Below are 25,307 nucleotides of genomic sequence, written 5' to 3'. Positions count from 1 at the left end.
TGCCTTGTATGGGGGCGGAGAGCTTGTTAAGTTTTGTGCTCTCAATCGGGGGAAATTGCTGTGGCGTCTGTTTCGCTCATTGAGCGGCTGGGTCTCAGGCTTGGTCGCCGGCGGCCCTCGAAATTTGGGACATATTCCGATTTTCCGAGGCGCGGTCGGTTCTGACGCATTTCAAAGTCTCAGGCGCTTTCACGATCGGTTGACGAGTTGTGCAAAGGGCTTCTGACGATGAAAAATGCCAACACGTCCGCGCCGCGAGGTTTTTCCTCTCTCAAGGCGGGCTCGACCGACACTGAAGCAATTGCCGTGTATTACGATGGCTGGGCCAGCACATATGATGAGACTCTGGCCGGCTGGGAGTACGAAGCGCCAAACGATATCGCTAGGTTAGTTGCATCGCATTTGAAGGATGATGCTCTGATCCTTGATGTGGGATGCGGCACTGGCCTGGTTTCACAGGCACTCAATGCCGGGAGAGGCGAGCGGCGCCTGCATGGCATAGATATCTCGTCGCAATCGCTCAAGCAGGCTGAAAAGCGCGGCGCCTACGAACGTCTGTTTTGTCATGATCTTCAAAAACCTCCGCTTCCTTTGACCTCCAATGCCTACGATGCGGCCGTCTGTGTTGGCGTTTTGACTTATGTCGAAGATGCCGGGCCGCTTTTTCATGACCTGTGCCGATGTGTCCGCTCCGGTGGTGTGATCGCCTTTACCCAGAGAGTTGATCGCTGGGAGCAGCACGACTTCGATAGGGTAATTGGCGCCGTGGCAGATCAGCGACTGTGGAAGCTGCTCGATAAAAGTGCGCCGCAAAGTTACTTGCCGGGCAACGCGGATTTCGGCGAAGAGATCAAGATCATCCTGACGCTTTGTCAGGTGCTCTGACCCAACGTGTACCTCCCGAGTGATGCGACCCTTGCAATGTCGCGTCAGGGCCTTTTTGGGGGGGCGCTTGATCGGAAAAGACGCGCTTGATTGTCCTGGCGGATGATCCCTACAGAAGAGCCTGAATTGAGCTTATTTTTATCAATGCATAGATAAAATTGACTATTACTCAAATTTTACAATAGTATTTATTTTTAAGTTATTTTACATGTAAAAATTAGATTCTAACTCTGAGGAAAGAAAGCGGTAATGAGTTGGGCATAATCCTTTTTGTACTATTTCGTACTCTGGGTTGTGATGATGTTTGCTGTAATTGGGTGCATAATATACGAGAACAATCCTGCTTTGGTCGTTTTGGCTGCTCTCGTATGTCTCTTCGGCTCGGTTGTTTTCCTTCGATTGGTTCAACGAGGGACAAACTCTCACGGCTCCCAGAAGGTTGGATGGCATTTTCTCGCGGCCGTTGCTGGTGGTGGTGGCGTCTGGGCGACCCATTTCGTGGCGATGTTGGCATTTGAACCTCAGGTTCCTGTCGTTTTCGACCCTATACTGACTGTCTTGTCCCTTGTTGTTGCCATGCTTGGCCTGTTCGCCAGTCTGCTGATAAGTGGCACCAAGACCAGCCGTATCGCTCCAGCCATTTCAGGCGCATTCTGCGGCCTTTCCTTTGCCGCGATGCACTACACTGGAATGTTTGCCTATCGAGTCGTTGGCCTCGTCGAGTGGCGGTTCGAATACATCGTGAGTTCTGTGCTGGTGGCGGCTGTCTTCTCCGCCCTGGCATTCGGGCTGCTTTGGTATAGTCGCCGCGCCTCTTATTTTTGGGGCGGTGTCGCAGCCATGGTCATTGCGATCGTTGGCCTGCACTTCACGGGCATGACTGCTTTCCGGGTAACTCCGATGGCTGGTGTGGTGCCGAACCTTGATCCCCAGGCAGTGACAGCCCTCGCACTGGGCATAGCGGTCGTCGCCTTCATTGTCGTCGGCACTGGCTTTGCCAGCTACCTGATCGACACGAGGGTTCGCGCCGACACCAAGGCGCAATTCTACCATATGGCAGCCCATGACCCTCTGACCGGCCTTCCCAACAGGTCAAGTTGCCTGGATTACCTGGATCAGGTCCATGTTCAGTCGATCAGGGCGAAAACCAGGTTTTCCGTCATCGCCATCGATTTGGATCGCTTCAAGGAAGTGAATGATACGCTGGGCCACGCCGCTGGCGATGAGGTTCTGAAGACACTCGCACATCGTTTGAAGCAAACGCTGCGGGACGACGAATTTGTTGCGCGCATTGGTGGCGATGAGTTTGCAGCAATCCTGCCCTATGCTGACCACGACGAAGTGCATCAGTTCGCACATCGGCTGTGCAGCCTGTTCAGTCTGCCGATGAAGATCGGGACCGTGAATACGTCCGTTGGTGCCAGTCTCGGGATTGCTGTGTGGCCGGATGATGCCAGCATTCCAGAGGAATTGCTGGAGAACGCCGACCTCGCAATGTACCACGCTAAGCATACCAGTCCGGAATCCATTTGTTTTTACGATGCAGAGATTGCACTTGAGGTCAGAGAACGCCGCCAGATGGCAGACGCCCTGAAGACAGCGTTGGAAGAGAATGAGCTTGAGCTTTACTACCAGGTTCAGATGACGCTGGAGAAACCTTCAGGCACGATCAACGGTTGCGAAGCGCTGCTGCGTTGGACCCATCCGCGTCTGGGTGTCGTTTCGCCAGCGGTATTTGTTCCGGTGGCTGAGCAGAACGGGCTGATCGGTCCGCTGGGAGAATGGGTGTTCCGGCGGGCTTGCGCCGACGCTGCTGCCTGGGATACGCCGCATCGTGTCGCAGTCAACGTGTCGCCGGTCCAATTCATGGACGGAAACTTGCCGCGGTTGCTGCATGAGGTGCTTCTGGATACCGGTCTGGCGCCTGAGCGTCTTGAGCTTGAGCTGACTGAGGCGGCCATCATCCATAATCCCACGCGATCACTTCAGATTATGCGTCAGATCAAGCTGTTGGGAATCGGCGTCGCCCTTGACCACTTTGGCAGCGGATTCTTTTCCTTGGAGACACTGCAGACATTTCCGTTCGATCGGATCAAGCTGGACAAGGCTTTTGTTGACCGTATTGGTCATGACCGACAGTCCAAGGCCATCTTCCGCGCAGTACTTACACTTGGCGAGAGCCTTGGCATTCCGGTTCTGGCCGAAGGCATCGAGACGACCGACCAAATGGAACTTTTGCGCCGCGAGAACTGCACCGAAGGTCAGGGCTATTTGTTTGGGCATCCGTTGCCCTGCAGTGACGCCGAGGGCCCGCAAACTCAAAATCTCAAGGTTGCTCATGCAGGAGGCCGGGAGCCTTCATCGCTTCTGTCCCCCGTGGCCGAGCGTCTGGGAAAACAGGGTATCTCCCTGGTTGATGTTTCAAGAAAATAGAGCAGTATCAACGTGAGCAGCTGGTGGCGTCGCTGCAACAGCAGTGTTTGCCTGTCCTGGCCCAGTGCATGAAGCAAGGCGTGTCTTATTTACTTGCCGCGTGCCTTGTCTCCGACGATTGACTGCCGCCTGACAAAGGCTCTTAATAACAGCCACCTTCGGCAAGCGGTGCCTTCACACGCCTGAGGCGGCATACGCTGTGCAGTGAATGGTCGCTCTTTTGCTGGAGAGAGTATCTGTTAAGACACGAAAAAACGCCCCGACGGCTGATGAGTGGGGCGTTTTGGAGGGTCTGTGACCTTGGACGAAGCCGCAGGTCGGCTCAGGATGCTCTTTTGAACACGTCGTACCAGCGGCGACGCGGTGTGACCTGCGCGCGTTCCAGGACCTCGGCGGAGAACATCACAGCGTTTTCCTTTGCCTTGCCCAGGTTGGTGACTGTTTTCGGGTTCTGAGCCCTCAGGCCGCCACCGAATTCAAACAGGTCCCGGTAGGCTGCACGCTCGACAATCGGCGTCAGCAGAACATCGATGCCATTGACGGCGAGAAACTCCTGCACGGCCTTCAAGGCGCGAGTGGTCACGGCAGCATTGGTGCGCGTCAGCACAACGCAGTGTTTGATGTCGTGACGAACGATTTTTTCCAGTTTCTTGATCAACGTCAGGATTTTCGCACCGCCGCGTGCGTCCATCGACGAGCCTTGGATTGGAATCACAACCAGATCGGAAACAGACAGCGCATTTGCGACGATCAGATTTTCCGTGCCTTCCAGATCAATAATCACATAGTCGGTCTGAGCCGCCGCATCCATGATCTGTTCGGTGATTGAAGCCGGGATGATCTGGCTGATCACCTGAATGTTGCCGGGACGCCCCGGCAGATCGGCCCATGTCGAAATCCACTTTTGCGGATCCGCATCGAAAATCGTGACACTCTTCCCACGTTCCGCGACTTCTGTCGCGAGCAACAAGGCTGCTGTGGTCTTACCGGCACCGCCCTTTGCATTCGCGAAGGAAATGACTGGCATCGTTGTTCTCCTGACTGAACCCGGAAAGCTTCTGCTTCCAGATTTCCTGCGGCTATTTTCGATAAAACATGGTTACTAAAGTCTTAAGCGATTTCGGAAAACCTTTTTAGGTTCATATACTTATGTGGATCCACGAATATATCCACGTAGATTAGCTAAAAATGACGATGGTTCCGCGTTAAAGTTGAAATGGGACTTTACGGCAGCCTCTTGGCGTTACATTGCTGTCTTTGCGGCGACTGGTCCTGTCACATTGTGAGCAGCATTCCCGTGTTGGGAACTGCAGCTGCCTGTGGAGGGGGGCGTCGCAAGTGTCGGCTTCGCTTGCATCGGCCGTTGCGGGGTGGATAGGCTTGCGCCGAGAAGTGTCGGTTGCCTTGGCCCGGATGGAGTTGCCTCATGTCGCAGTACATTTTCCCATGCGCCTTGCGCCAAAAGGCCAAGGCAGTCTTCCTGGCGGCAACTTTGAGCCTTGCGGGGATCGCTGGGGCTGGGGCGGTCGAACTCAAGCCATACAAGGAAAACCTCTTTTCCTATCGTTCGGTCACAGACAGCGGTTTTGGTGGCGACTTTCTAGTGGTCGACTACTCCAAGCAGCGCGATCTGCGCGATCGGGACGAAATCGATGAGCGCAAGGTGTTCGGGCATTACGTCTCTTATAAACCGCGCCGGTCTCAATCGAGCTACGAGCTGAAAGCCAATGGGCGGTCGATCAAATATGTCGGTGTCGGCAAAGCCAAGGGCGGCGCCAAGGCCGTCGTGATCTACATTCACGGGCAAGGCGGCAACCGTTTCCAGGGGATGAACGACGACAGCTTCGGCGGTAACTTTAATCGCATCAAAAACCTGATGGTACGCAATGGCGGTGCTTATCTGTCGACTGAGTTCACCGATTTCGGAGCCGCTGGCACTCAGGATATTGCCGCCCTCGTCGCCTATCAGAAGCAGCTGTCCCCCCGTGCCGAGATCGTGGTCGCCTGCGGATCCATGGGCGGCATCATCTGTTGGAACCTGGTTAAAAATGCCGGAACTGCCAGCCAGCTCGCCGGTATCATGCTTTTGGGCTCTCCCCGTGATCCTGGATTTCTGTCTTCCGGTGCTCTTTCCCGAAAAGTCCCGGTTTTCATGGGGCAGGGGTCGAAAGACAGTGTCTACAACTGGGAAGATCAAGCGAATTTCTTCAAGCGGATCAAGAGTACGACTCCGGGATACCCGATCAAGTTTCATCTGTTCAACACCGGCTCGCACGGTACCCCGATCCGCATGACCGATTGGCGCCTGGTATTGAATTGGATGTTCGCTCAGTAGCCAACCGCGGTCGTTGTGTCCAAGTCAGCGATTGGTCCGGAGACCGTGGCTGCATCTGTTCATACGGCTTTCGCTCATGCTAAAGTGCTGACGGTTTTTGCATTCCCTCCGCTTGAAAGCTCTCCATGCTTGCCCGGCACAAGGCCTTTTTCGTCTCGCTGTTTCTGACACGGCTGGCTGATCAGATACTGCTGTTTCTCGTGCCCCTGGTGGTTTTTCAGATCACTGGCAGCGTCAGTTGGTCCGGACTAGCATTCTTTGCCGAAACCTTGCCACGTTATGTTGCCTTTCCGATTGCGGGGATCCTTTGCGATCGACACCCGCCGTACCGGCTGCTGCGTCTCAGTCAGGCGATGCGGGCGGTGGTGTGCATTATCGGCATCGCAGGGGAACTTTCCGTCGGCGGGGTGTGGTGGTTGATTGTCTTGTCTGCGCTGAGCGGCGTGTTGACGACACAAGGGTTGATGGCACGTGAGGCGATTTTGCCCAGGGTTTTCGCCACCGAGCGTTTTGAAAAAGTCGCCAGCTACACCCAGTTGGCGGATCAGTTGGGAACGGTACTCGGGCCGTTGATCGCCGCCAGCCTGATGGCGGTTCTACCCTGGCAGGCCGTCGTGGTTCTTGCCGCCGGGCTTTTCCTCTTGGCCGATCTAGCCAGCGCACTCTGGCCTGCCAGAACCGATCCGTCTCTGACACACATGCCGAAGGTGAGCGAGCCTTGGATTCGTTCGCTGGCGACAGGCCTCGATCGGATAATAACGCTACCCGGGCTGATGCGGCCAATCCTGCTGGCGGCGGCCGTCAATTTGATCATCGGTGTAACGCTTGCGACATCTGCTGCCATGGTGACCGGGGTTCAGGGCTTGGGAGAGGGCGCCTATGCTTTGCTGCAGACAGGCGGTGCGCTTGCGACTGTGGCTATATTGCTGGTGACGGCTCATGTCGGCTGGCCCTATCAGCGCATGGGCGTCGCGTCTTATTGCCTGGTTGCCGGAGGCGCATATCTCACCTCGTTTGGTGAGCTGCCTGTGGTTTATACCATCGGCTTCTTGCTGGTGACTGGCTTCGACAAGATGTTCAACGTCTATGTCCGGACCCTGCGCAAAACGCTTATCCCACTGGAGGATTTCGGCAAGACCACTGGGCTGATCGTTTGCTTCAATAACCTCAGCCAGCCACTGGCCGGCTTGTTGGTAACCCTCTACGCCGTTGGCGAAGATGCCAGTGCGGTGATTTTCGCCCTGACAATGGTGATGGTCGCCACCGGCGCAGTACTGTTTGCCATGCCAATGGTTCTGGGTCGCAGAGCCCGCTCCTGATGGGCCATGGTGTAATATACTTGGCTATTGAATGTACGTGGGGTGCCCCAGGCTGGCGCAGTGCCTGCCGAAAGCTAGAGGTTTCAGCGCTGATTGGCTTCTCCCTTTGACCTGAGCCGTGATGGAGCCTATAGCAGCCGCCAAAGCTTTTCGGGCGGCCGAACCGGTCTCGCCCCTTGAACAGGACACATCATGCACGATCCGGCTCTGGACACACTTATGTTGGCTCTTGAACTGGAAGCCGTGGCGCCAGGCGAAGATCACACGGTCGCCTTCTTTCGGGCGCGTGCAGACCGGGCCCTGGCACAGATGAACTGCAAGAGCCTGATCTGCGAGCAGAGCTTTGCGCCTGAGCGTGATCGCCTCGTTGCCATGGGCTATACCGTTGACGCAGAAATCCCTGTCCGCGAAACCTTTGATCGCGTGCTTGTCATGCCCACCCGTCAGCGGCAGGAAACCCGGGCAGAGCTAGCGCGCGCCGTCCTGGCAACGCGAGAAGGTGGCATTGTGGTTGCCTGTGCGGCCAATTCCGAAGGCGCAAAAACCGTCGAGGCCGACCTCAAAGCCCTGCTGGGGCCGGTTGATACGTTGATCAAGAACAAGTGCAGGGCCATCTGGGCGCCAAAGCTCGCCGACAGCATTAATCAGGATCTGCTGACGGCGTGGGCAGCTCTGGATGAAAAGCGCGAAGTTCTGGATGGCGCTTTCGTCTCTCGCCCCGGCGTCTTCGCTTGGGACCGGGTTGATCCAGCGTCTGCGCTCCTCATCGAACACATGCCGAATACCCTTGCTGGGCGCGGTGCCGATCTCGGTTGTGGTTTCGGCGTGCTGAGCCGGGCTGCCCTTGAAAAAGCGCCGAAGATCGCCTCTCTTGACCTGTATGAGGCGGAACGGCGTGCTCTTGACCTGGCCGAGGAAAATCTCGCCTCCTGGAAAGGCAAAAAGCCACTGGTGGGAATTTGGTCCGACGTGACCAAGGGCGTCGACGGCCCTTATGACTTCATCATCATGAACCCGCCGTTCCATCAATCGGGAAAGGCGGACCGGACTGATGTGGGGCAAGGCTTTATTCGGGCTGCCTCCTCGGGCCTGCGTGGGGGCGGGCAGCTCTTCCTGGTGGCCAATCGGCATCTGCCCTACGAGCAGACATTGAGAGAGACTTTCAAGGTCGTGGAAATGCTCGCTGACGAAGGTGGTTACAAGGTCATCCGTGCCATCAAGGCGACAGGCAAGATCACCGGGCAAGTTCTCAGCAAGACGGCGGGAAAGTAAGTCTATGCGACTGGTCAAACTTATCGCCAACCTGGGCTATGGCTCGCGCAAGGAAGTCAGTCAGGCCCTCAGGCACGGCTGGATCACTGATCGGGAAGGCAACAAGCTTAAAGCTGACGCCAAGACCCCGCATGAAGACATTCTATTCGACGACGAGCCGTTGGACCCGGCACCAGGCATGGTATTGCTGCTCAACAAGCCTGTCGGATACACTTGTTCGATCAAAGACACGGGCCGGTTGGTCTATGATCTTCTGCCAGATCGGTTCCGGGTCAGAAAGCCTGTCCTGTCCACCATCGGACGCCTCGACAAGGAAACATCCGGTGCGCTTTTGTTTACCGATGATGGCACCTTCCTCCATCAGGTGATTTCACCAAAGTCGGAAGTCCCGAAAATCTATGAGGCCGTGCTTGATCGTCCTTTGAAAGGCGACGAAGCAACGCTCTTTGCTTCCGGCGAGATGCTGCTGGAGGGAGAAACCAAGCCCTTGAAGCCGGCAGAGTTGGAAGTTCTCGACGAGAAGCGCGTCCGCCTGACGCTGCATGAGGGGCGCTATCATCAGGTGCGCCGAATGTTCGCAGCAGCTGGAAACCACGTCAACGAATTGTCGCGTACTCATGTCGGCGCACTCGGCCTGGAAGGCGTGGCAGAAGGCGAGTGGCGCCTGCTGGATGAGGCTGCCAAGGCTCGTATATTCGACTGAAAGTCCTGAGATTTAAGAAGAAATGCAAAAACCCCGGACCTGCTGCCGGGGTTTTTGTTTATCTGCAGCTGGGATACGGCGGACAGCTCTAATCGCTCAAGGAAACGCTATCGGCATCGACGCCGAGTTCCTGAAGATCTTCCTGAATGGCCTTCTGCATGGGTGGCGGCCCGCAAAGATAGAACCGGCGGTCGAAGTCTGGCACCAGATCTTTCAACAGGGCAACATCAATTTGGCCGTGGCGGTATCCGCCCTTGTCTTCTTCTGACAAGACATGCTCCAGATCCAGACCTTCCATCGCGGCCAGTTCATCGGCGCAGATGATGTCTTTCTCTTCCTTGTTGGCAAAGATCAACTGATTGCCCTGCAGCTCACCCTTGGCGCGCAAGTCGCGCAAGATAGCCAGAAAAGGAGTGAGACCGGCGCCGCCAGCAATGAAAACGCCCTTACCCTTGTAGCGGAACGTTTCAAATGGCTCGTCGATCAGAACAGTATCTCCTGGCTGCAGCGCATGCAGACGGGTGGTCACGCCATCATGCTCTGGGTAGCCCTTGATAGTGAACTCGATCTCTTCATCATCAGGCAGCGACGTCATCGTGAACGGACGCTTCTCATCACGCCAGTTTTCTATGTCGAGCGCCAGTTCGGTCGCGTCGCCGGGCTGATATCCAAAGCCGCCAGGTCGACGAAACTTGAAGCGTCTTACATCGTGAGTCACGGCTTCGACAGAAAGCAGGGTGGTCTTCTGCATGGAAATCTCCGTTGTCTTGTTTCAACAGAGCTAACGGAGAGGGCAGGGGGGAAGTTCCAATTGCGCAAACAGACAGAGGTGGGGTTCTTCTCCTGCATCTCCGTCATTGCAGGACTTGATCCTGAAATACATTCTGTGACCTCTCAGCATACACGGTAACTGAGCAGGGTGGCGAGGCAACGGCATGGATGCCATGGTCGAGCCATGGCATGACGGTGGAGGGGAGAGGTAAGGAGCCAACGAGTTGTTGCCGCGAATGCGTCGAACATCGTGAATGACCGATCATGGGACCAATGCGATGGCGCGGCTCCTTGCCGCCTCCTTCTCCTGCACCTCCGTCATTGCAGAACTTGATCCTGAAATACATTCTGTGACCTCTCAGCATACACGGTAGCTGAGCAGGGTGGCGAGGCAACGGCATGGATGCCATGGTCGAGCCATGGCATGACGGTGGAGGGGAGAGGTAAGGAGCCAACGAGTTGTTGCCGCGAATGCGTCGAACATCGTGAATGACCGATCATGGGACCAATGCGATGGCGCGGCTCCTTGCCGCCTCCTACTCCTGCATCTCCGTCATTGCAGGGCTTGATCCTGCAATCCATGCCGTGACCTCTCGACAAACGCGGTAGCCGTACAGGGTGGCGAGGCAGCGGCATGGATGCCATGGTCGAGCAATGGCATGATGGTGGAGGGAAGTCGTATTAAGACTTCAGAGGTGGAGTTTGTCATTTGGCCCGTCAGGTAGGCAATCTTCAGCCTTCCATTTCTTCCTTCAGCATTTCCAGTTCGAGCCATTGCTCTTCTGCCTGACTTTTTTCCGTCGTCAGGTCGGTGATCCTTGCTGTCAGCTTGGCGAATTTGTCCGGGTTTTTGGAGTAAAGCGCCGGGTCGGCCATATCTTTCTGAACCGTCAGCAGTTCTTTTTCGATTTCAGTAATTCTGGTCGGTAACGTCTTGAGAAGGTGCTGTTGCGTGAAGGACAGCTTGGCCTTGGATGGCTTCTTTTCGCTTGCCGCTGCCTTAACCTGACCAGTCTTGCCTTTGCTGCTGGCTTTCTTTTCAGACTTCCGGGCCGAGACGCCTTCGCCGCGCTGCGCCAACATGTCCGAATAGCCGCCGGCATATTCCTGCCACAGGCCGTTTTCTTCCGACATGATGACGGATGTGCACACCCGGTCGAGGAAGTCACGATCGTGGCTGACGATCAGCGCGGTACCGGGATAATCCGCCAGAAGCTCTTGCAGCAGATCAAGAGTTTCCAGGTCCAGATCGTTGGTCGGCTCATCGAGCACCATCAGGTTGGACTTGTTGGCAAGCGCGCGGGCCAACATCACACGGGCGCGTTCTCCGCCCGACAGAACGCCGACAGGGGTGCGCGCCTGTTCGGGAGAGAACAGGAAGTCCTTCATGTAGGACATCACGTGCTTGGTTTCATCACCGATGACGACAGTGTCACCACGTCCGCCGGTCAGGGCGCTGGACAGGGTGTCGTTCGGGTCTAGGTTCTCGCGCTTCTGATCGAGTGTCACCACTTCCAGGTTGGTGCCTAGACGCACTTTCCCTTCGTCCGGGTTCAATTCACCGGTGAGCATTTTCAGCAAGGTCGTCTTGCCAGCACCATTGGCCCCCACCAGACCAACCCGGTCACCACGTTGGATGCGGCTGGAAAAGTCCTTGACGATTGTCCGGTCGCCGAAGGCCTTGGAGATGCTCTTTGCTTCGATCACCAGCTTGCCGGAGACTTCCGCGTCGGTGGAGGACAGCTTGGCCGTGCCTTGCGGACCGCGGTGGTCCTTCTTCTCTTGGCGCAGGTCGGCAAGCTCACGCACGCGGCGCATGTTGCGCTTGCGCCTTGCGGTGACCCCGTAGGTCATCCAATGCTCTTCGCGCTTGATCTTCTGCGCCAACTTCTGCTGGTCGATCTCTTCCTGTTCGAAGACTTCGTCGCGCCAGGCTTCAAAATGAGCAAAGCCCTTGTCCATGCGCCGTGTGGTGCCCCGTTCGATCCACAGGGTTGCGCGCGACAGATTTTCCATGAAGCGCCGATCGTGCGAAATCAACACGATGGCTGACTTGAGCGACTTCAGCTCGCCTTCCAGCCACTCGATGGCCGGCAGATCCAGGTGGTTGGTCGGCTCGTCGAGCAACAAGATGTCGGGCTCCGGAGCAAGCGTTCGGGCAAGCGCGGCACGGCGTGCTTCGCCGCCGGAAAGGTCATTTGGATTTTCCGAGCCTGTCAGCCCCAGAACACCAAGCAGGTACTGCCCGCGATAAGGATCATCACCCGGGGACAGTCCTTCGTTGACGTATTCAAGCGTCGATGAATAGGCGGAAAGGTCAGGTTCCTGCGGCAGGTAGCGCAGCGTCCTACCCGGCTGGAAGAAGCGCTCGCCCTTGTCCATTTCGACCATGCCGGCCGCAATTTTCAGGAGGGTCGACTTGCCTGACCCGTTTCGCCCGACAAGGCACAGGCGCTCGCCTTCTGAAACGGAAAGCTCTGTTCCTGTCAGCAGAGGTGTGCCGCCAAAGGTCAGGTGAATGTCGCGAAGGGTGAGCAGCGGAGGAAGAGCCATGAAAACCTTGTGCATGTGGTCGAAGGGCAGCGCCTGCTTCAAGCGATCGGCAGCCCGTTTAGCAGCAGAGGAATACGAGGCTAGCGACAAAATACAAGCCCCTTCCTGTGTGGGTGGTGGGGGCAGCATACAAATTCCCACGCCCTTCAGGCAGAAAGGCCAGACAGATCGCTATTGCGCTGACAAAACGGCGAAAGTCGTAATCGGAGGCAACAGCCTTTTTGTAATGTTTCGCTGGTCCCGAAAATCGAGCGATTGTGGTAAAGTTAACGTATGGGCAGTGAGGCAGCGCATCGAAACGGAGGAGAGGACATGTTGGAACGTGGGATCGCTAAATTGAAGTGGCATTGGCATATCGGAAGCGCAGTGAAGCTTGGACTGGCGTTGCTGATGCTGGCTGGGACGACCTTGGGCACTACGACGAATGCGGAAGCCGGCAAGCGCTGGCACCGCAATGGCGGGGCCGCCGCAGCAGCCGGGATCATAGGCTTTGCAGCTGGTGCCATTGCCGGGTCTGCGATGGCTGGGCCACGCTATTACGAGCCCTATCGAGGGCCACGGTATAATGGACCGATTTATTACGCCCCGCCGCGCGTACGCTATATGGCCCCACCTCCAGTTTATTATGCCCCACCACGGGTTCATTATCGTGCTGCACCTGGCACGCCCGAATGGATTGCCTATTGCGCTCGCAAGTATCGGTCCTTCAACCCGCGAACCGGCACTTATGTAACTTATGGTGGCAAAGTTCGCCGGTGTCGTTAGGGCACGTGGTGTCGTCTTATGGAACAACGGCTACAAAGAGCTTGAAAGTCTGAGGAATATTTTTCTTCCCGAGCTCTCTTTTGGGAAAAAAGTCGTCAAGAGATCAAGCGTTTGCGGCAGGTCTCGAAAGAACCTATGCTTATTTGGGGTTGTGCTCCTCTATCGCTCTTGCATGCGTGATTGCCTCGTGAAATCGTGCTGCCATTGTTTTGGTACTCGATAATCAAGAGGGGAGACCGACATGTTGAATTCCTTGAGGGTCACGGCGCTGGCAGCTGCGCTCCTGACTGCGACCAGCCTCGGCGCGTCTGCCGAGATGGTCTATCATCGCGGCAACGCCGCCGATCCGGAAACGCTGGATCAGCACAAGACATCGACCGTTTATGAATCCCATATCCTGCGCGACATGTACGAGGGCCTGGTGTCCTACAGCGCAGAAGGCAAGATCATTCCGGGTGTTGCCAAGGACTGGACGGTCTCCGAAGACGGCACCACCTACACCTTCAATCTGCGTGAAGATGCAAAATGGTCGAATGGCGACCCGGTCGTCGCAGGCGATTTCGAGTACTCTCTGCGTCGCATCATGACTCCGGAGACAGGCGCAAAATACGCCAGTGTTCTGTATCCGATCCTGAATGCAGAGGCCGTGAACAAGGGCGAGAAGCCGGTCGAGGAATTGGCGGTCAAGGCGATCGACGATCATACGCTTGAAATCAAGCTGGCCTCCGCAACGCCGTATTTCATCGACCTTCTTGGCCACCAGACGGGCCTGCCGGTTCATCCGGCCACAGTGGAAGAATTCGGCTCGGATTTCGTCAAGGCAGAGAACATCGTCACCAACGGCCCGTTCACGCTGGCGGAATTTATTCCGAACGCGCATGTGAAAGTCACCAAGAACCCGAATTTCCATCATGCGGCCGACGTGAAGATCGACACAGTCTACTTCTATCCAACGGAAGACCGTGGTGCTGCATTGCGTCGTTTTCAGGCTGGTGAGCTGGACTCCAACAATGATGCCCCGACCGAACAGGTCGACTTCATGAAAAAGGAGCTCGGCGATCAGTTCCGCGTGGCGCCGTACCTGGGCACCTATTATTACGCGTTGAACCATGAGTCCGAAGGCCTCGATAAACCAGAAGTCCGTCAGGCGCTGTCGATGGCGATTGATCGCGAGTTCCTCGCAGATGAGATCTGGGGTGGCACCATGGTGGCGGGATATTCGTTTGTTCCACCAGGGATCGGCAATTATGGCGAGCCCGCCTACGCCGACTACAAGGACATGTCGATCATCGACCGCGAGGACAAGGCTCGTGAGCTCTTGGAAGCCGCCGGCTACGATGAAAGCAATCCGCTGCATCTGAGGATTAACTACAATACATCGGAAAATCACAAGAACACGGCAGTTGCAATTGCCGACATGTGGAAGCCGCTGGGCGTCGATGTGGAGCTGATCAACACCGACACCAAGACCCACTACGCCATGCTGCGCGACCGAGGAGACTTTGATGTCGCCCGTGCTGGCTGGATCGGTGATTATTCCGATCCGCAGAACTTCCTGTTCATGGTCGAAAGCGATAACGACGGGTTCAATTACGCCCGCTACAGCAATGAAGAGTATGACGCTCTGATGGATGAAGCAGCAACGACGGTCGATCTGGAGAAGCGTGCTGCGATCCTGAAACAGGCGGAAGCCATCTTCATGCGCGATCTGCCCTTCATTCCGCTGCTGTACTACAGCTCAATGAACCTGGTCTCTGACAAACTGCAGGGCTTCGAGGACAATCTTCTCAATGTCCACCTGAGCCGTTGGATGAGCGTTTCCGAGTAAATATGGTGTCAGGACCGGTGAGGGCAGCTTCGCCGGTCCTGTCCTTTTTCTTGCACAGGCCGGAACTCTCTTGTTCCGCCTGACGGCGCAGAGCACGCGCCTCATCCACACATGACGAGAACGCGGCAGAAGACCGCGCGCATAAAAACAAAGGGCAAGACAGCCATGCACCGCTATGTGCTGGGACGGCTTTTGGGAGCAATCCCGACCCTGTTCCTGATTGTCACGATCTCCTTCTTTCTCATACGCATTGCGCCCGGTGGCCCGTTCGATCTGGAACGCCCTCTGGAAGCCAAGGTGATGGAGAACCTCAACCGGATCTATCATCTGGATGAGCCGCTCTGGAACCAATACCTGATCTATCTGAAAAGCATCGCGGTTCTCGACTTCGGGCCGAGTTTCTATTTCCGCGATTTCTCGATCAACGAATTGTTTGCCGAGAGCCTGCCGATCTCCATCCAGCTGGGCTTGAGCGCTTTGTGCCTCGCCTTCGTGGTCGGGGGGACTCTCGGTGTCATTGCCGCGCTGCGCCAGAACAGGATGACGGATTATTCCGTCATGACGGCTGCTACCCTTGGTGTGACAGTCCCGAATTTCGTGATCGCTCCCATTTTGACGCTGACACTGGGGGGCTGGCTCGGGTGGTTACCTGTCGGTGGCTGGAACGGCGGAAAATTCGTCAATGCGATCCTGCCGGTGATCACTCTGGCTTTGCCGCAGGTGGCGGTCGTTGCACGCCTGACGCGAGGCTCGATGATCGAGGCCCTGCGCTCCAATCATGTGCGAACCGCCCGAGCGTATGGTCTGACCACATGGCTGGTCATTGTCGTGCATGCCTTGCGCGGTGCGATCCTGCCGGTGGTCTCCTATCTTGGCCCGGCTGCCGCTGCCCTGCTGACCGGATCTGTGGTGGTGGAGACGATCTTCGGTATTCCCGGCATAGGTCGCTATTTTGTGCAAGGCGCTCTCAACCGCGATTACACGCTTGTCATGGGCACTGTCGTGGTCGTGGCCTGCTTCGTCATTCTCTTCAATCTCATGGTGGATCTGATCTATGCGTTGCTCGATCCCCGTGTCCGCTACGATTAAGGAGGAGAACTTGATATGAGTACCATCAGCTCTCCTCAGACACCGCCAGACCAGCCCCATGGCGATCCTGCAGTACATCAGGAAGTGCGCGGGCGATCCCTTTGGGATGATGCACGTGATCGACTGTTGGCCAACAGAGCCGCCATGGCTAGCCTCTGCGTTCTGGTTCTGATCACTATCATTTCGATTCTGGGTCCGATGCTGTCGCCTCATCCCTTCGACAAGGTCTACCGCGATTACGTCAAGGTTCCCGCTAGCCTCTCGGCTTATCCTGCCGAAGACGAGGTTGAGCCGGCGTTCCGCAGCTTGTTGAAGCGCGCGCGCGTTTCCATCGACAGCTTTGAGCGCACGGGCAACGTCGTGACGGCTATAGTCACGTCTAAGCGGGAGATCGATCCGCGTATTGTCCGCTATGCCGACCGCAGCGACATGTTCTCCGGAGCAACGCTCGGCGACTTTTCCGAGGATGGGAAGAGCGCGGTCATGCAGGCTGATATTGCTTTCGTGCATTTCTATTTCGGCACGGACAGCAACGGCCGCGATTTGATGACTCGGACGTTCATTGCCGGTCGGGTATCTCTGACCATCGGTCTGCTGGCGACCATCGTCGCGATCGCTATCGGCGTGGTGTATGGTGCAACCTCGGGCTATCTGGGAGGGCGGGTCGATCAGTCGATGATGCGTGTTGTCGACGTTCTCTATTCACTGCCGTTCATCTTCTTCGTCATCATGTTGGTGGTCTTCTTCGGACGAAATTTCGTGCTGATGTTCATCGCCGTCGGCGCCGTCGAGTGGCTCGACATGGCGCGCATCGTGCGCGGCCAGACCCTGACCATCAAACGCCAGGAATATGTTCAGGCAGCCGAAGCGATGGGTGTTTCAGATGGCGGCATCCTGCGTCGGCATGTCATTCCCAATACGCTGGGACCAGTGGTCGTCTACATGACGTTGCTGGTGCCCAAGGTCATCCTGTTGGAGAGTTTTCTGTCCTTCCTTGGACTTGGAGTGCAGGAGCCGATGACAAGCTGGGGCGTTCTCATTTCAGAGGGCGCGCGCAATCTGCAGGGCGCCTACTGGATGTTGATTTTTCCCTCCATTTTCCTGACCTCTACGTTGTTCGCCTTGAACTTCATCGGTGATGGCCTGCGCGATGCGCTGGACCCGAAGGATCGGTGAGGGGCATGACAATGACTGAAGCACACTCTTCAAATCTGCAGCTGAGCAACGAGACAGTTCTTGAGATCAAGGACCTGACGGTCGATTTCGAGACGCCGACAGGCCCAGTCCATGCGGTCCGCGGTGTCGATATTCATGTTGCACGGGGAGAAACCGTCGCCATCGTCGGTGAAAGCGGATCCGGCAAAAGCCAGGCGATGATGGCGGCGATGGGGCTCCTGGCCTCCAACGGTCGCACCGGCGGAACCGTGATCTACGAAGACCGAAATCTGCTGGGGTTGTCGATCCGCCAGCTGAATCAGGTGCGCGGCAAGAAGATCACGATGATCTTCCAGGAGCCGATGACCTCACTGGATCCTCTCTACACCATCGGACGTCAGCTTGCGGAGCCGATGGTTGTCCATGGCGGATTGTCTTGGAAGGCAGCACATGCCAAGGCGCTGGACCTGTTGAAACTGGTCAATATTCCCGAGCCGGAGCACAAGATCAAAGCCTACCCGCATGAGATGTCCGGTGGTCAACGGCAGCGTGTAATGATCGCTATGGCGCTTGCCAATGATCCGGACGTGTTGATTGCGGATGAGCCAACCACGGCGCTGGACGTCACCACTCAGGCTCAGATCCTGGTTTTGTTGAAAGAGCTGCAAACCCGGCTCGGCATGGCTGTTATCTTTATTACCCACGATCTCGGCATTGTCCGCCAGATTGCCGATCGGGTGTACGTCATGAAGAATGGCGAGGTGGTGGAAGAGGGCGGTACGGCGCAGATCTTCGACACCCCATCGCAGCCTTACACGAGGATGTTGCTGGACGCCGAGCCTGAAGGGGCAAAGCTGCCTGTGAAGGCTGATGCGCAGATCCTGCTGGAGGCGCAGAAGATCTCGGTCGAGTTTGCACTCGACACCGGGTTCTTCTCTGCCCCCCACCTTCTACGCGCGGTCGATGATGTTTCCTTCTCGCTGCGCACAGGACAGACCTTGGGTATCGTGGGGGAAAGCGGATCTGGAAAATCGACGTTGGGAAGAGCTCTGCTGAACTTGCTCCCCTCAGATGGCCGCGTGATGCTCAATGGTCGCCAGATAGTCGGGCTGTCGCGTCAGGAAATGCGTCCGCTGCGCAAGGATCTTCAATTGGTGTTTCAGGATCCTTTTGGATCCTTGAGTCCGCGGCTCACGGTCGGTCAGATCATCTCCGAAGGGCTGAAGGTGCATGCAACCGAGCTGTCCGGTAAGGATCGCGACCGCCGTGCGGCGCAGGCTCTGGAAGAGGTGGCGCTTGATCCGGTGATGCGCAATCGATATCCGCATGAGTTTTCCGGTGGGCAGCGTCAACGAATTGCGATTGCGCGGGCGATGGTCCTCAAACCGAAGCTTGTGGTGCTGGATGAGCCGACGTCGGCTCTCGACCGGACCGTGCAAAAGCAGATCGTCGACCTTTTGCGCAAGCTACAGGAAGAGCACGGCCTGACCTATGTGTTCATTTCTCATGATCTCGCCGTGGTGCGTGCCATGGCTGACACAGTGATGGTCATGAGAAACGGCAAGGTTGTAGAGGCTGGGGCGACCTCGCATATTTTTGAGGCGCCCCAGCAGGATTACACGAAGGAGCTGATCCGGGCTGCCTTTATGACCGCAACCGCACGCGCCAGCTGAGGTTTGTCGGCGCGCACGGGTGCCCGGTCAGGACGTGCTCTTGGACAGCATGCCGAATTTCACGTCCGACGGGGCAATGGCGATGGCATGGACGTCTGGCATCATCATCAGCATGGCGCGTGAGACGTGCTCTATCAGCCGTTGCCGCACTTGCTCAAGGTCGCGGTTCTCCAAGGCGTCGAGGATCGGGCCGTGGGGATCTTTCTGCAGCGATTTCCACTCGACTCGTCCCCGAAGGCGGGCAAGGGAGTGGCGGTGCAAGAGCAGCAAGGTACGACTGAGTACGGGTTCGAGACCTGGCATGTTATTTAGACTGAAAAGTGCCATATGCAGCGCACGGTCGATCTCGCTGCAGGCATAGACATCCTCGCGGGCTCGCGCCTCGATATAGGCATTCGCCAGTTTGCGCAGGCGGTCCATGTGCTGGGGTGTGCAATTGGCAATTCCCTCTGCCGTGACGCTCTCAAACTCCAGAGATAGACGCAGTCGCGCAAGCAAGACTGCCTCCTGTGGACTGGTCAGCGTGACATAAGTCCCCTGATACCCACGACGGTCTACCAATCCATCTTCCTGCAGGGTGAGCAGGGCCTCTCGGATGGTGCCCTGAGAACAGGAAAAACTCTGGGCGAGCGCCTGTTCGGTAATGGCGCTTTCTTCGGTCAGGTCACCAAGAAGAATACGGCGTTTGAGTATTTGATAGACGACGCGGGATTTCTTTGGAGTGCGCCGGTAATGAGCGGGCGTCTCGTCAAACAGAAGTTCGGAAAATAGAAACTCGTCAATCGGCGTGTCGAGACCGGTCGAGCCAGTTGTCATTGCATTTGTCCCCCGTAGCGGACCCCAACTTTCTAGATTAACAAGAGGCCAGCGGGTTTTACCTACAACCTCTTGTCGGCTGCCAGGTTCGTTTGACTGGCTTTGCCGTGTTCAAGATCACACTTGGCACTGGGCTCCGACCGAGCCTCATGCACAGGTCACGGCCATAACGGGAGATTGCCACGGCTGCGGCAAATCTCGCTCCAGTATGGCGGCCTTTTGGGTAAGCAGTCTCATGTTGACCAAAGGGGAGCTCTGACTGAGAGCGCCACCTCTATGGTCGCCATAAAGGATGTCTTACCTCCGAACGGGAGGAGAGACTGCATGCCTGAAAGGGTCTGCTTCGGTACTTGCTTTCATCTTGTTCCAGTCCCTAGCGACCGGAGCATAAAACTTTGCCCTCTTGTTCAGTGACAGCGTTGTTGCTGAGAGCAAGCGCGCTGTCCGTGGAGGTTGTTAAAGTTTGATGATGGCAAGTCCTATGGCCTTGAGCCTTCGTTCGATGGGGTTCCGTTGATCTCCATTGCGGGGGATCCAAAGGTCCGACATCTCTTGGCAGATGTGACGGATGAGCCTTGTCTCCCCATAGTTCCCTTTTGCAACCATTGATTGTTTATTTTTTTACACTCAATCAATGGCGTCATCTCAAGCCATTTGTGGAATATACTGTTCCAGTTTTACTTGGCCTTCCAAAATGGGCTGAACCATCAGGGAAGAATTGACAGTGAAACTAATGCCATGAAGTGAAGACGTAAAGTAAGGGCTTTCACAAAGGAAAAAATACCATTGCGGTCAGGTTGGAGCTCAATTTTATAGGCTTCATTCTGTTTTGTAATGTTAAATCAGGTGATTAGTAATCTTTTGAATACATGCCCTAGACGGTTCGGCTAGAATTTTATTTCTGAGTCTTATCAAGCACATTGAGCCAGTTTTCGTGTGCGATCTTATTGATAAGGTCAGTTCCGAAGCCAGCAGCCCGGTAGGCGTCGATCAGATTTGGCAATCCGGAGACATCGCCAATGTCCGCGGGAAGAAGGCAGCCGTCGAAATCTGAGCCTAGGCCAACGTGATCCTCTCCCAAAGCCTCGATCAGATAGGCCGTGTGGCGCACGATCAAGTCCAGTGGGGTGTCACGTGCGTAGCCGCCATCTTCACGGAGAAACGCCACGTGAAAGTTGACGCCGACCAGTCCTTTGCTTTCCCGGATCGCACCGAGTTGCTTGTCTGTGAGGTTGCGCGCGTTTGGGCAGATAGCATGGGCATTCGAATGGCTGGCGACCAGCGGAGCGTCGCTTAGACTTGCGACGTCCCAGAAGCCCTTTTCGTTCAGGTGTGAGAGGTCGACGAGAATTTTAAGCTCATTACAGGCTTTGATCAGCGCTTTGCCTGTGTCGCTCAGGCCGTTGCCGATGTCCGGCCCGGAGTTGAAACGCATGGGCACGCCTTCTGCGAAAATGTTGCCGCGGCTCCAAACTGGGCCGAGAGACCGTAAGCCCATTTCATGCAGGGCTTCGAGTGCGTGGAAATCCGGGTCAATTGCCTCCGCGCCTTCAATGTGCAGGGAGATGGCCATCACTTCATCGTGCATGGCCTGCCGGATTTCGGTAGCCGAGCGGCAGACCTTCATCCGTCCATTGGAGGCGCGGGTCAATCGGAAGGCTTCAGCTGCCATAGCCATCGTGAAAGCGAGGGCTTCCTGCTGGTCAACCCTGGCGTAATTTGCCGGATCGGATGGATTGAACGGTTTGGAGAAGTCTTGCTTGGTCTGAGATGGCACGAACATCGCAAACAAGCCACCGATCAGCCCACCGGCTTGGGCGCGCGGAAAGTCGATGTGGTTGGCTTGTGTCGCTGTGAAGAAGTCCTGATCCCGTTCCGTCCCCCTACGAAGTATCCGTTGCAGAAGCGTGTCGTTGTGACCGTCAAAAATTGCAACAGGCATGGCGGAGAGTGGCATATCGGGGACGTGGGGCATGTGGTGCGTATCGATCTTTTGCCAGAGTTCAGGGGACTGAGAGCCTAGTGACGTCAAGGGTCGCAAAAGGAGCGGAAAGTGGAACAGTTAAGGCTTATTCGTCAGGCTTGCGCAAGCTTGCCGGTGCGCAAAAGCCATAGTCTGCGACGGACTTGCGCCGGCTCAAGCAGATTTGTGAATGTGCCCCCTTGCACTTGTCTTAAACAAGTCTCATGACTTCATTTCAGCGTCTTGAATGCGAAGATGCGACGGTTTTTTTCAGGTGCCGTCCAAAGGATTGAGGTGTCAGTTTTGCCAGACGAGCCGACCATGAACTTTGCAGTGTCTTCTGACGAGATCGCAGCGTCAGGCCCCGACGGACAGATCAGTCGTCGACAAATCCTCCGGGCCGGCGCATGGGGGCTTGGCGGGATGGCAGCGCTGTCCTTGGCAGGTTGCTATTCGGTCGGCCTGCCGAGCCAGCCAGCGCTTCCCGGCGACGATTTCGACTACGAACTGGCCTACGCGGCTCTTCCGGATGGGGATTACACTTGGCCGGCGATCAATTACAAATCCGTCGACCGCAAGTACTGGCGACAAGTCGTAGACTATAAGTCCGGTTCCCGCCCAGGCACGGTGGTGGTCGACCCGTATAATCGGTTCCTTTACTGGATTCTGAGCAACCGCAAAGCCCTGCGCTACGGCATCGGCGTTGGTCGTGCTGGTTTTGCGTGGTCTGGGGATGCGCAGATCCGGGTCAAGCGGATGCATCCGATCTGGCGCCCTCCGCAGGAAATGATTGCCCGCAAACCGTCGCTCGGCCGTTATTGGGAAGAAGGCTTTCCAGCCGGTCTCAAGAACCCGCTGGGCGCGCGTGCGATGGATCTCTGGCAGGGCAGAACGGACACGCTCTACCGCATCCACGGCACGCCTGATCCCTCAAGCATTGGCCGCAATGTGTCTTCGGGCTGCATCCGTATGTGGCATCAGGACGTGATTGACTTGTTTGAGCGTGTGCCCTTGCGAACCAATGTCGTGGTACTGTCGAAGGAAGGCGAGGCCTGAGGGCCTCGCCGACATTCAGGTGTTCAAACGCTTTCAGCTGAATGTGCCAGGCTGCAGCGCCACATCATGCAGGACTGCAGAAAAGTGGCAGATCGCCGCTGCCAGCACGAAGGCATGCCAGATCGCGTTTTGGAAGGGCAGGCGCTTCCAGGCATAAAAGACGGTTCCCGCCGTATACAGCAGGCCGCCCGTGACAATCATCCAGAAGCCGAATGTTGACGCATTATCAAGCAGCGGCTTGAGTGCGAAAACAACGACCCAGCCAAGCGCCAGGCAGAGTGGCACGGTGATGCGGTCAACGCCTTGCAGATGAAAAATCTTCAGGGCCGCGCCGGCAATTGCACCGGTCCAGATGACCGCAAGCAGAATTCCGCCAGTCCAACCACCGATGATCATTGAAGCCAGGGGCGTGTAGGTTCCGGCAATCAGCAGGAAAATGGCGGCGTGATCGAGGCGTCTCAGGATCCCGGTCTTGTTCTGCTTGGCGAACACATTGTAGAGACCCGAGCAGATCAGCATCATCAGTAGACAAGCCGAATAGATGAACACGGCAACTTGCCGGCTCGGCTCAGGATTGTTCCACAGAATGACCGTAAACGTGATGAAGGCGGCAATACCAAGACAGACGCCGATTGCATGTATGGTGCCGTCGGCGATGCGTTCTGCCAGTGTTTCTATCCGCAAGGCGTCCTCCTGAATGCGCAGTTGATATGCGGGAGGGTGCCTTACTTAAGCGTAAGGATCAACGGGGTGCCCTTGGGGAATGCTGAAGTTTTCTGCAAGCTCAAGTCATTCTGCGGCGGAGGCGGATTTTAGCGAGGATCGCTCTCGTTCTTGCTGGGTAGACGTGGCCGCGAGGGTCGCAACAAAGTCATTGAAGCGCTCTCCCTGGATCAGGACATGTTGCCGCAGGCAGTCCGCAGCAGCCTCCGCCTGTCCAGAGACGATGGCAGCTACAATCTCAGCGTGCTCATGCAGAGAAACCGCAACACGGTTGCGTGCCCGAAGCTGGAGGCGGCGATAGGGGGCGAGTCTGCTGTGCAGTCCGATTGCCTGTTCGGCGAGAAAGCCATTGTGGCTGGCTTGATAAATCGTTTCATGGAAGTGCTGGTTCGCTTGATAGTAGCGATCTGGATCGCCAGAGGTCAGGGCGTCCTCGCAAGCGATGTGACTTGCCTTGAGGATTTGTGTTTCCGCTAGGGAAATCCGTCGCGCGGCGAGTCGACCGCAAGTGGCCTCCAGATCGGCCATCACTTCAAACATTTCGATCAGACGCGGGATGCCGATCTCTCGGACGAACGCTCCACGGCGGGGTTTTTGTTCTACCAGGCCGGCGGTGGCGAGCTCGATCAGAGCCTCCCGAATGGGGGTGCGGGACACGCCAAAGCGTTGCGCCAGTTTGACCTCATCCAGACGTGTGCCAATCGGCAGGGCGCCGGTGGCAATGTCATCTTCTAGCGCCTGCCGGAGTTTATCGGCCCGACGCAGGGGGCGGTCGGTTTTTGTCATGGATTTATAAGTATGCGAGAAAATCATTCTTGTATACAAAAATGATTGACTTGGCGGTGGGCCCGTGGTTGCCTGACCGAGAGGTGGCCAAAAGTCGCCGATCGGAGTCGGCTCTGGGAGGGGCTGCTCTGAATTTGGGAGGAAAAATATGCAATCGATTTTTAAAACGGCTCGTCGTCTCGGCGTCGCCGCTAGCTTGGCTATCCCGGCGCTCGCAATCGCGGCAACCGGCGTCCAGGCCGAGACCGTCCTCAAGGCATCTCACCAGTGGCCAGGTGGCAAGGGTGATGTCCGCGATGAGATGGTGCAGATCCTGGCGCGTGAGGTCGAAAAGGCCGGCGTAGATCTACGAATTCAGGTGTATCCGGGCCAGTCCCTGTTCAAGGCAAAAGAACAGTGGGGCGCGATGGTCAAGGGTGTGCTGGATATCTCAGCATTCCCGCTGGATTATGCGTCTGGTCGTCATCCGATGTTCTCAGCAACTCTGATGCCTGGTCTTGTTCGCAATCATGAGCGCGCAGCTCGTCTGAACAAGTCGCCGTTCATGGATGACATCAAGGCCGAGATCGACGAAGGCGGCATTGTCGTGCTCGCCGACGCCTGGCTGGCAGGGGCCTTCGCCTCCAAGAAGCAGTGCATCACCGATCCGGCGAGCATGCAGGGTCAGGTGACCCGTGCTGCAGGTCCGGCATTCGAGCAGATGCTCGTCGGTGGCGGCGCTTCGATCGCTTCCATGCCATCTTCGGAAATCTACACGGGCCTTCAAACCGGTGTTCTGGATGCAGCGAACACGTCTTCCGGTTCGTTCATCTCCTACCGCATCTACGAGCAGGCGACTTGCTTGACCAAGCCGGGCGCCAACGCCCTCTGGTTCATGTACGAGCCGATCCTCATGTCCAAGCGCAGCTGGGATGAGCTCTCCAAGGAGCAGCAGGATGCTCTGATGGCAGCCGGTAAGGTCGCCGAAGACTACTTCGCCGGTGAAGCCAAAGGCCTCGATGACAAGCTCGTTCAGGTCTATTCCGACGCTGGCGTTGAAGTGGTTGAAATGTCCAGTGACGACTATAACGCTTGGCTCGATATCGCCAAGGAAACCTCCTACAAGGTCTTCGCCGAAAAGGTTGAAGGCGGCCAGGAGTTGATCGAGAAAGCGCTTGCGGTCGAATAATCGCAGGTGATCTC

The 25,307-nt window shown here is 56.5% G+C and carries 20 protein-coding genes; 13 read left to right on the top strand and 7 right to left on the bottom strand.

Translation table 11 applies throughout. The features are described from left to right. The first annotated feature begins 228 nt into the window (after nucleotides 1-228). Nucleotides 229-885: a class I SAM-dependent DNA methyltransferase gene (locus J0X15_RS09020; protein ID WP_206939857.1), complete on the top strand. Its 657-nt coding sequence runs from the start codon at nucleotides 229-231 to the stop codon at nucleotides 883-885. A 297-nt stretch (nucleotides 886-1,182) separates the two neighbouring features. Next, entirely contained in the window at nucleotides 1,183-3,318 is a 2,136-nt protein-coding gene (locus J0X15_RS09015; RefSeq protein ID WP_331461897.1) for a putative bifunctional diguanylate cyclase/phosphodiesterase, read from the top strand. A 322-nt stretch (nucleotides 3,319-3,640) separates the two neighbouring features. Here the strand turns inward: J0X15_RS09015 and J0X15_RS09010 are convergent, their stop codons facing one another. Further along, the gene (locus J0X15_RS09010) at nucleotides 3,641-4,345 is read right to left on the bottom strand and encodes a ParA family protein (RefSeq protein ID WP_206939853.1); all 705 of its coding nucleotides are present in this window, start codon (nucleotides 4,343-4,345) and stop codon (nucleotides 3,641-3,643) included. 399 nt (nucleotides 4,346-4,744) lie between these two features. Between J0X15_RS09010 and J0X15_RS09005 the strand changes: the two genes are divergently transcribed. The 4 genes from J0X15_RS09005 (at nucleotide 4,745) to J0X15_RS08990 (ending at nucleotide 8,947) form a co-directional block, all read left to right on the top strand. After that, the gene (locus J0X15_RS09005; RefSeq protein ID WP_206939851.1) at nucleotides 4,745-5,653 is read left to right on the top strand and encodes an alpha/beta hydrolase; all 909 of its coding nucleotides are present in this window, start codon (nucleotides 4,745-4,747) and stop codon (nucleotides 5,651-5,653) included. Between the two features lie 125 nt (nucleotides 5,654-5,778). Then, nucleotides 5,779-6,972 carry an MFS transporter gene (locus J0X15_RS09000; protein ID WP_206939849.1) on the top strand — a complete coding sequence of 398 codons (1,194 nt, stop codon included), beginning with the start codon at nucleotides 5,779-5,781 and terminating at the stop codon, nucleotides 6,970-6,972. A gap of 192 nt (nucleotides 6,973-7,164) precedes the next feature. Beyond that, nucleotides 7,165-8,244, top strand: a complete 1,080-nt coding sequence (locus J0X15_RS08995; RefSeq protein ID WP_206939847.1) for a class I SAM-dependent methyltransferase — start codon at nucleotides 7,165-7,167, stop codon at nucleotides 8,242-8,244. A 4-nt stretch (nucleotides 8,245-8,248) separates the two neighbouring features. Further along, nucleotides 8,249-8,947, top strand: coding sequence for a pseudouridine synthase (locus J0X15_RS08990; protein WP_206939845.1), 699 nt, complete (start codon nucleotides 8,249-8,251; stop codon nucleotides 8,945-8,947). 88 nt (nucleotides 8,948-9,035) lie between these two features. Here J0X15_RS08990 and J0X15_RS08985 read toward each other — a convergent pair whose 3' ends face one another. Together J0X15_RS08985 and J0X15_RS08980 are read right to left on the bottom strand one after the other, a co-directional pair. Then, nucleotides 9,036-9,698, bottom strand: coding sequence for an FAD-binding oxidoreductase (locus J0X15_RS08985; protein ID WP_206939843.1), 663 nt, complete (start codon nucleotides 9,696-9,698; stop codon nucleotides 9,036-9,038). A gap of 752 nt (nucleotides 9,699-10,450) precedes the next feature. Then, nucleotides 10,451-12,271, bottom strand: coding sequence for an ABC-F family ATP-binding cassette domain-containing protein (locus J0X15_RS08980; protein ID WP_206940211.1), 1,821 nt, complete (start codon nucleotides 12,269-12,271; stop codon nucleotides 10,451-10,453). Between the two features lie 312 nt (nucleotides 12,272-12,583). Here J0X15_RS08980 and J0X15_RS08975 point away from each other — a divergent pair, with 312 nt between their 5' ends. The 5 genes from J0X15_RS08975 (at nucleotide 12,584) to J0X15_RS08955 (ending at nucleotide 18,781) form a co-directional block, all read left to right on the top strand. Next, nucleotides 12,584-13,036 (top strand): BA14K family protein, encoded by a 453-nt coding sequence (locus tag J0X15_RS08975; RefSeq protein ID WP_206939841.1) that lies wholly within the window; start codon nucleotides 12,584-12,586, stop codon nucleotides 13,034-13,036. 241 nt (nucleotides 13,037-13,277) lie between these two features. Further along, complete coding sequence (locus tag J0X15_RS08970) at nucleotides 13,278-14,864, top strand: peptide ABC transporter substrate-binding protein (protein ID WP_206939839.1); 1,587 nt, start codon at nucleotides 13,278-13,280, stop codon at nucleotides 14,862-14,864. A gap of 165 nt (nucleotides 14,865-15,029) precedes the next feature. After that, nucleotides 15,030-15,953 (top strand): oligopeptide ABC transporter permease OppB, encoded by a 924-nt coding sequence (gene oppB / locus J0X15_RS08965; protein WP_206939838.1) that lies wholly within the window; start codon nucleotides 15,030-15,032, stop codon nucleotides 15,951-15,953. A 15-nt stretch (nucleotides 15,954-15,968) separates the two neighbouring features. Next, entirely contained in the window at nucleotides 15,969-17,129 is a 1,161-nt protein-coding gene (locus J0X15_RS08960) for an ABC transporter permease subunit (protein ID WP_206939835.1), read from the top strand. An 11-nt stretch (nucleotides 17,130-17,140) separates the two neighbouring features. Continuing rightward, nucleotides 17,141-18,781: an ABC transporter ATP-binding protein gene (locus J0X15_RS08955; protein WP_206939833.1), complete on the top strand. Its 1,641-nt coding sequence runs from the start codon at nucleotides 17,141-17,143 to the stop codon at nucleotides 18,779-18,781. A gap of 27 nt (nucleotides 18,782-18,808) precedes the next feature. Here the strand turns inward: J0X15_RS08955 and J0X15_RS08950 are convergent, their stop codons facing one another. Both J0X15_RS08950 and J0X15_RS08945 read right to left on the bottom strand, forming a co-directional pair. After that, a complete protein-coding gene (locus tag J0X15_RS08950; RefSeq protein ID WP_206939831.1) occupies nucleotides 18,809-19,597 on the bottom strand; it encodes a GntR family transcriptional regulator in 789 nt (262 codons plus the stop codon). A gap of 895 nt (nucleotides 19,598-20,492) precedes the next feature. Continuing rightward, nucleotides 20,493-21,572, bottom strand: coding sequence for a dipeptidase (locus J0X15_RS08945; RefSeq protein WP_231710337.1), 1,080 nt, complete (start codon nucleotides 21,570-21,572; stop codon nucleotides 20,493-20,495). A 309-nt stretch (nucleotides 21,573-21,881) separates the two neighbouring features. Here J0X15_RS08945 and J0X15_RS08940 point away from each other — a divergent pair, with 309 nt between their 5' ends. Next, nucleotides 21,882-22,616 carry a L,D-transpeptidase gene (locus tag J0X15_RS08940; RefSeq protein WP_209015199.1) on the top strand — a complete coding sequence of 245 codons (735 nt, stop codon included), beginning with the start codon at nucleotides 21,882-21,884 and terminating at the stop codon, nucleotides 22,614-22,616. 33 nt (nucleotides 22,617-22,649) lie between these two features. Here the strand turns inward: J0X15_RS08940 and trhA are convergent, their stop codons facing one another. Both trhA and J0X15_RS08930 read right to left on the bottom strand, forming a co-directional pair. Continuing rightward, complete coding sequence (trhA, locus tag J0X15_RS08935) at nucleotides 22,650-23,300, bottom strand: PAQR family membrane homeostasis protein TrhA (protein WP_206939829.1); 651 nt, start codon at nucleotides 23,298-23,300, stop codon at nucleotides 22,650-22,652. 105 nt (nucleotides 23,301-23,405) lie between these two features. After that, nucleotides 23,406-24,125, bottom strand: a complete 720-nt coding sequence (locus J0X15_RS08930) for a GntR family transcriptional regulator (RefSeq protein WP_206939826.1) — start codon at nucleotides 24,123-24,125, stop codon at nucleotides 23,406-23,408. Between the two features lie 148 nt (nucleotides 24,126-24,273). Here J0X15_RS08930 and dctP point away from each other — a divergent pair, with 148 nt between their 5' ends. Further along, the gene (dctP, locus tag J0X15_RS08925) at nucleotides 24,274-25,293 is read left to right on the top strand and encodes a TRAP transporter substrate-binding protein DctP (RefSeq protein WP_206939825.1); all 1,020 of its coding nucleotides are present in this window, start codon (nucleotides 24,274-24,276) and stop codon (nucleotides 25,291-25,293) included. Nucleotides 25,294-25,307: the final 14 nt, after the last annotated feature.

The sequence above is a fragment of the Roseibium limicola genome (genome assembly GCF_017313085.1).
GTDB classification, from domain to species: Bacteria; Pseudomonadota; Alphaproteobacteria; order Rhizobiales; family Stappiaceae; genus Roseibium; species Roseibium limicola.
Note: the sequence above shows the minus strand (reverse complement) of the source record. Positions and strands in the feature narration are given on the sequence as shown.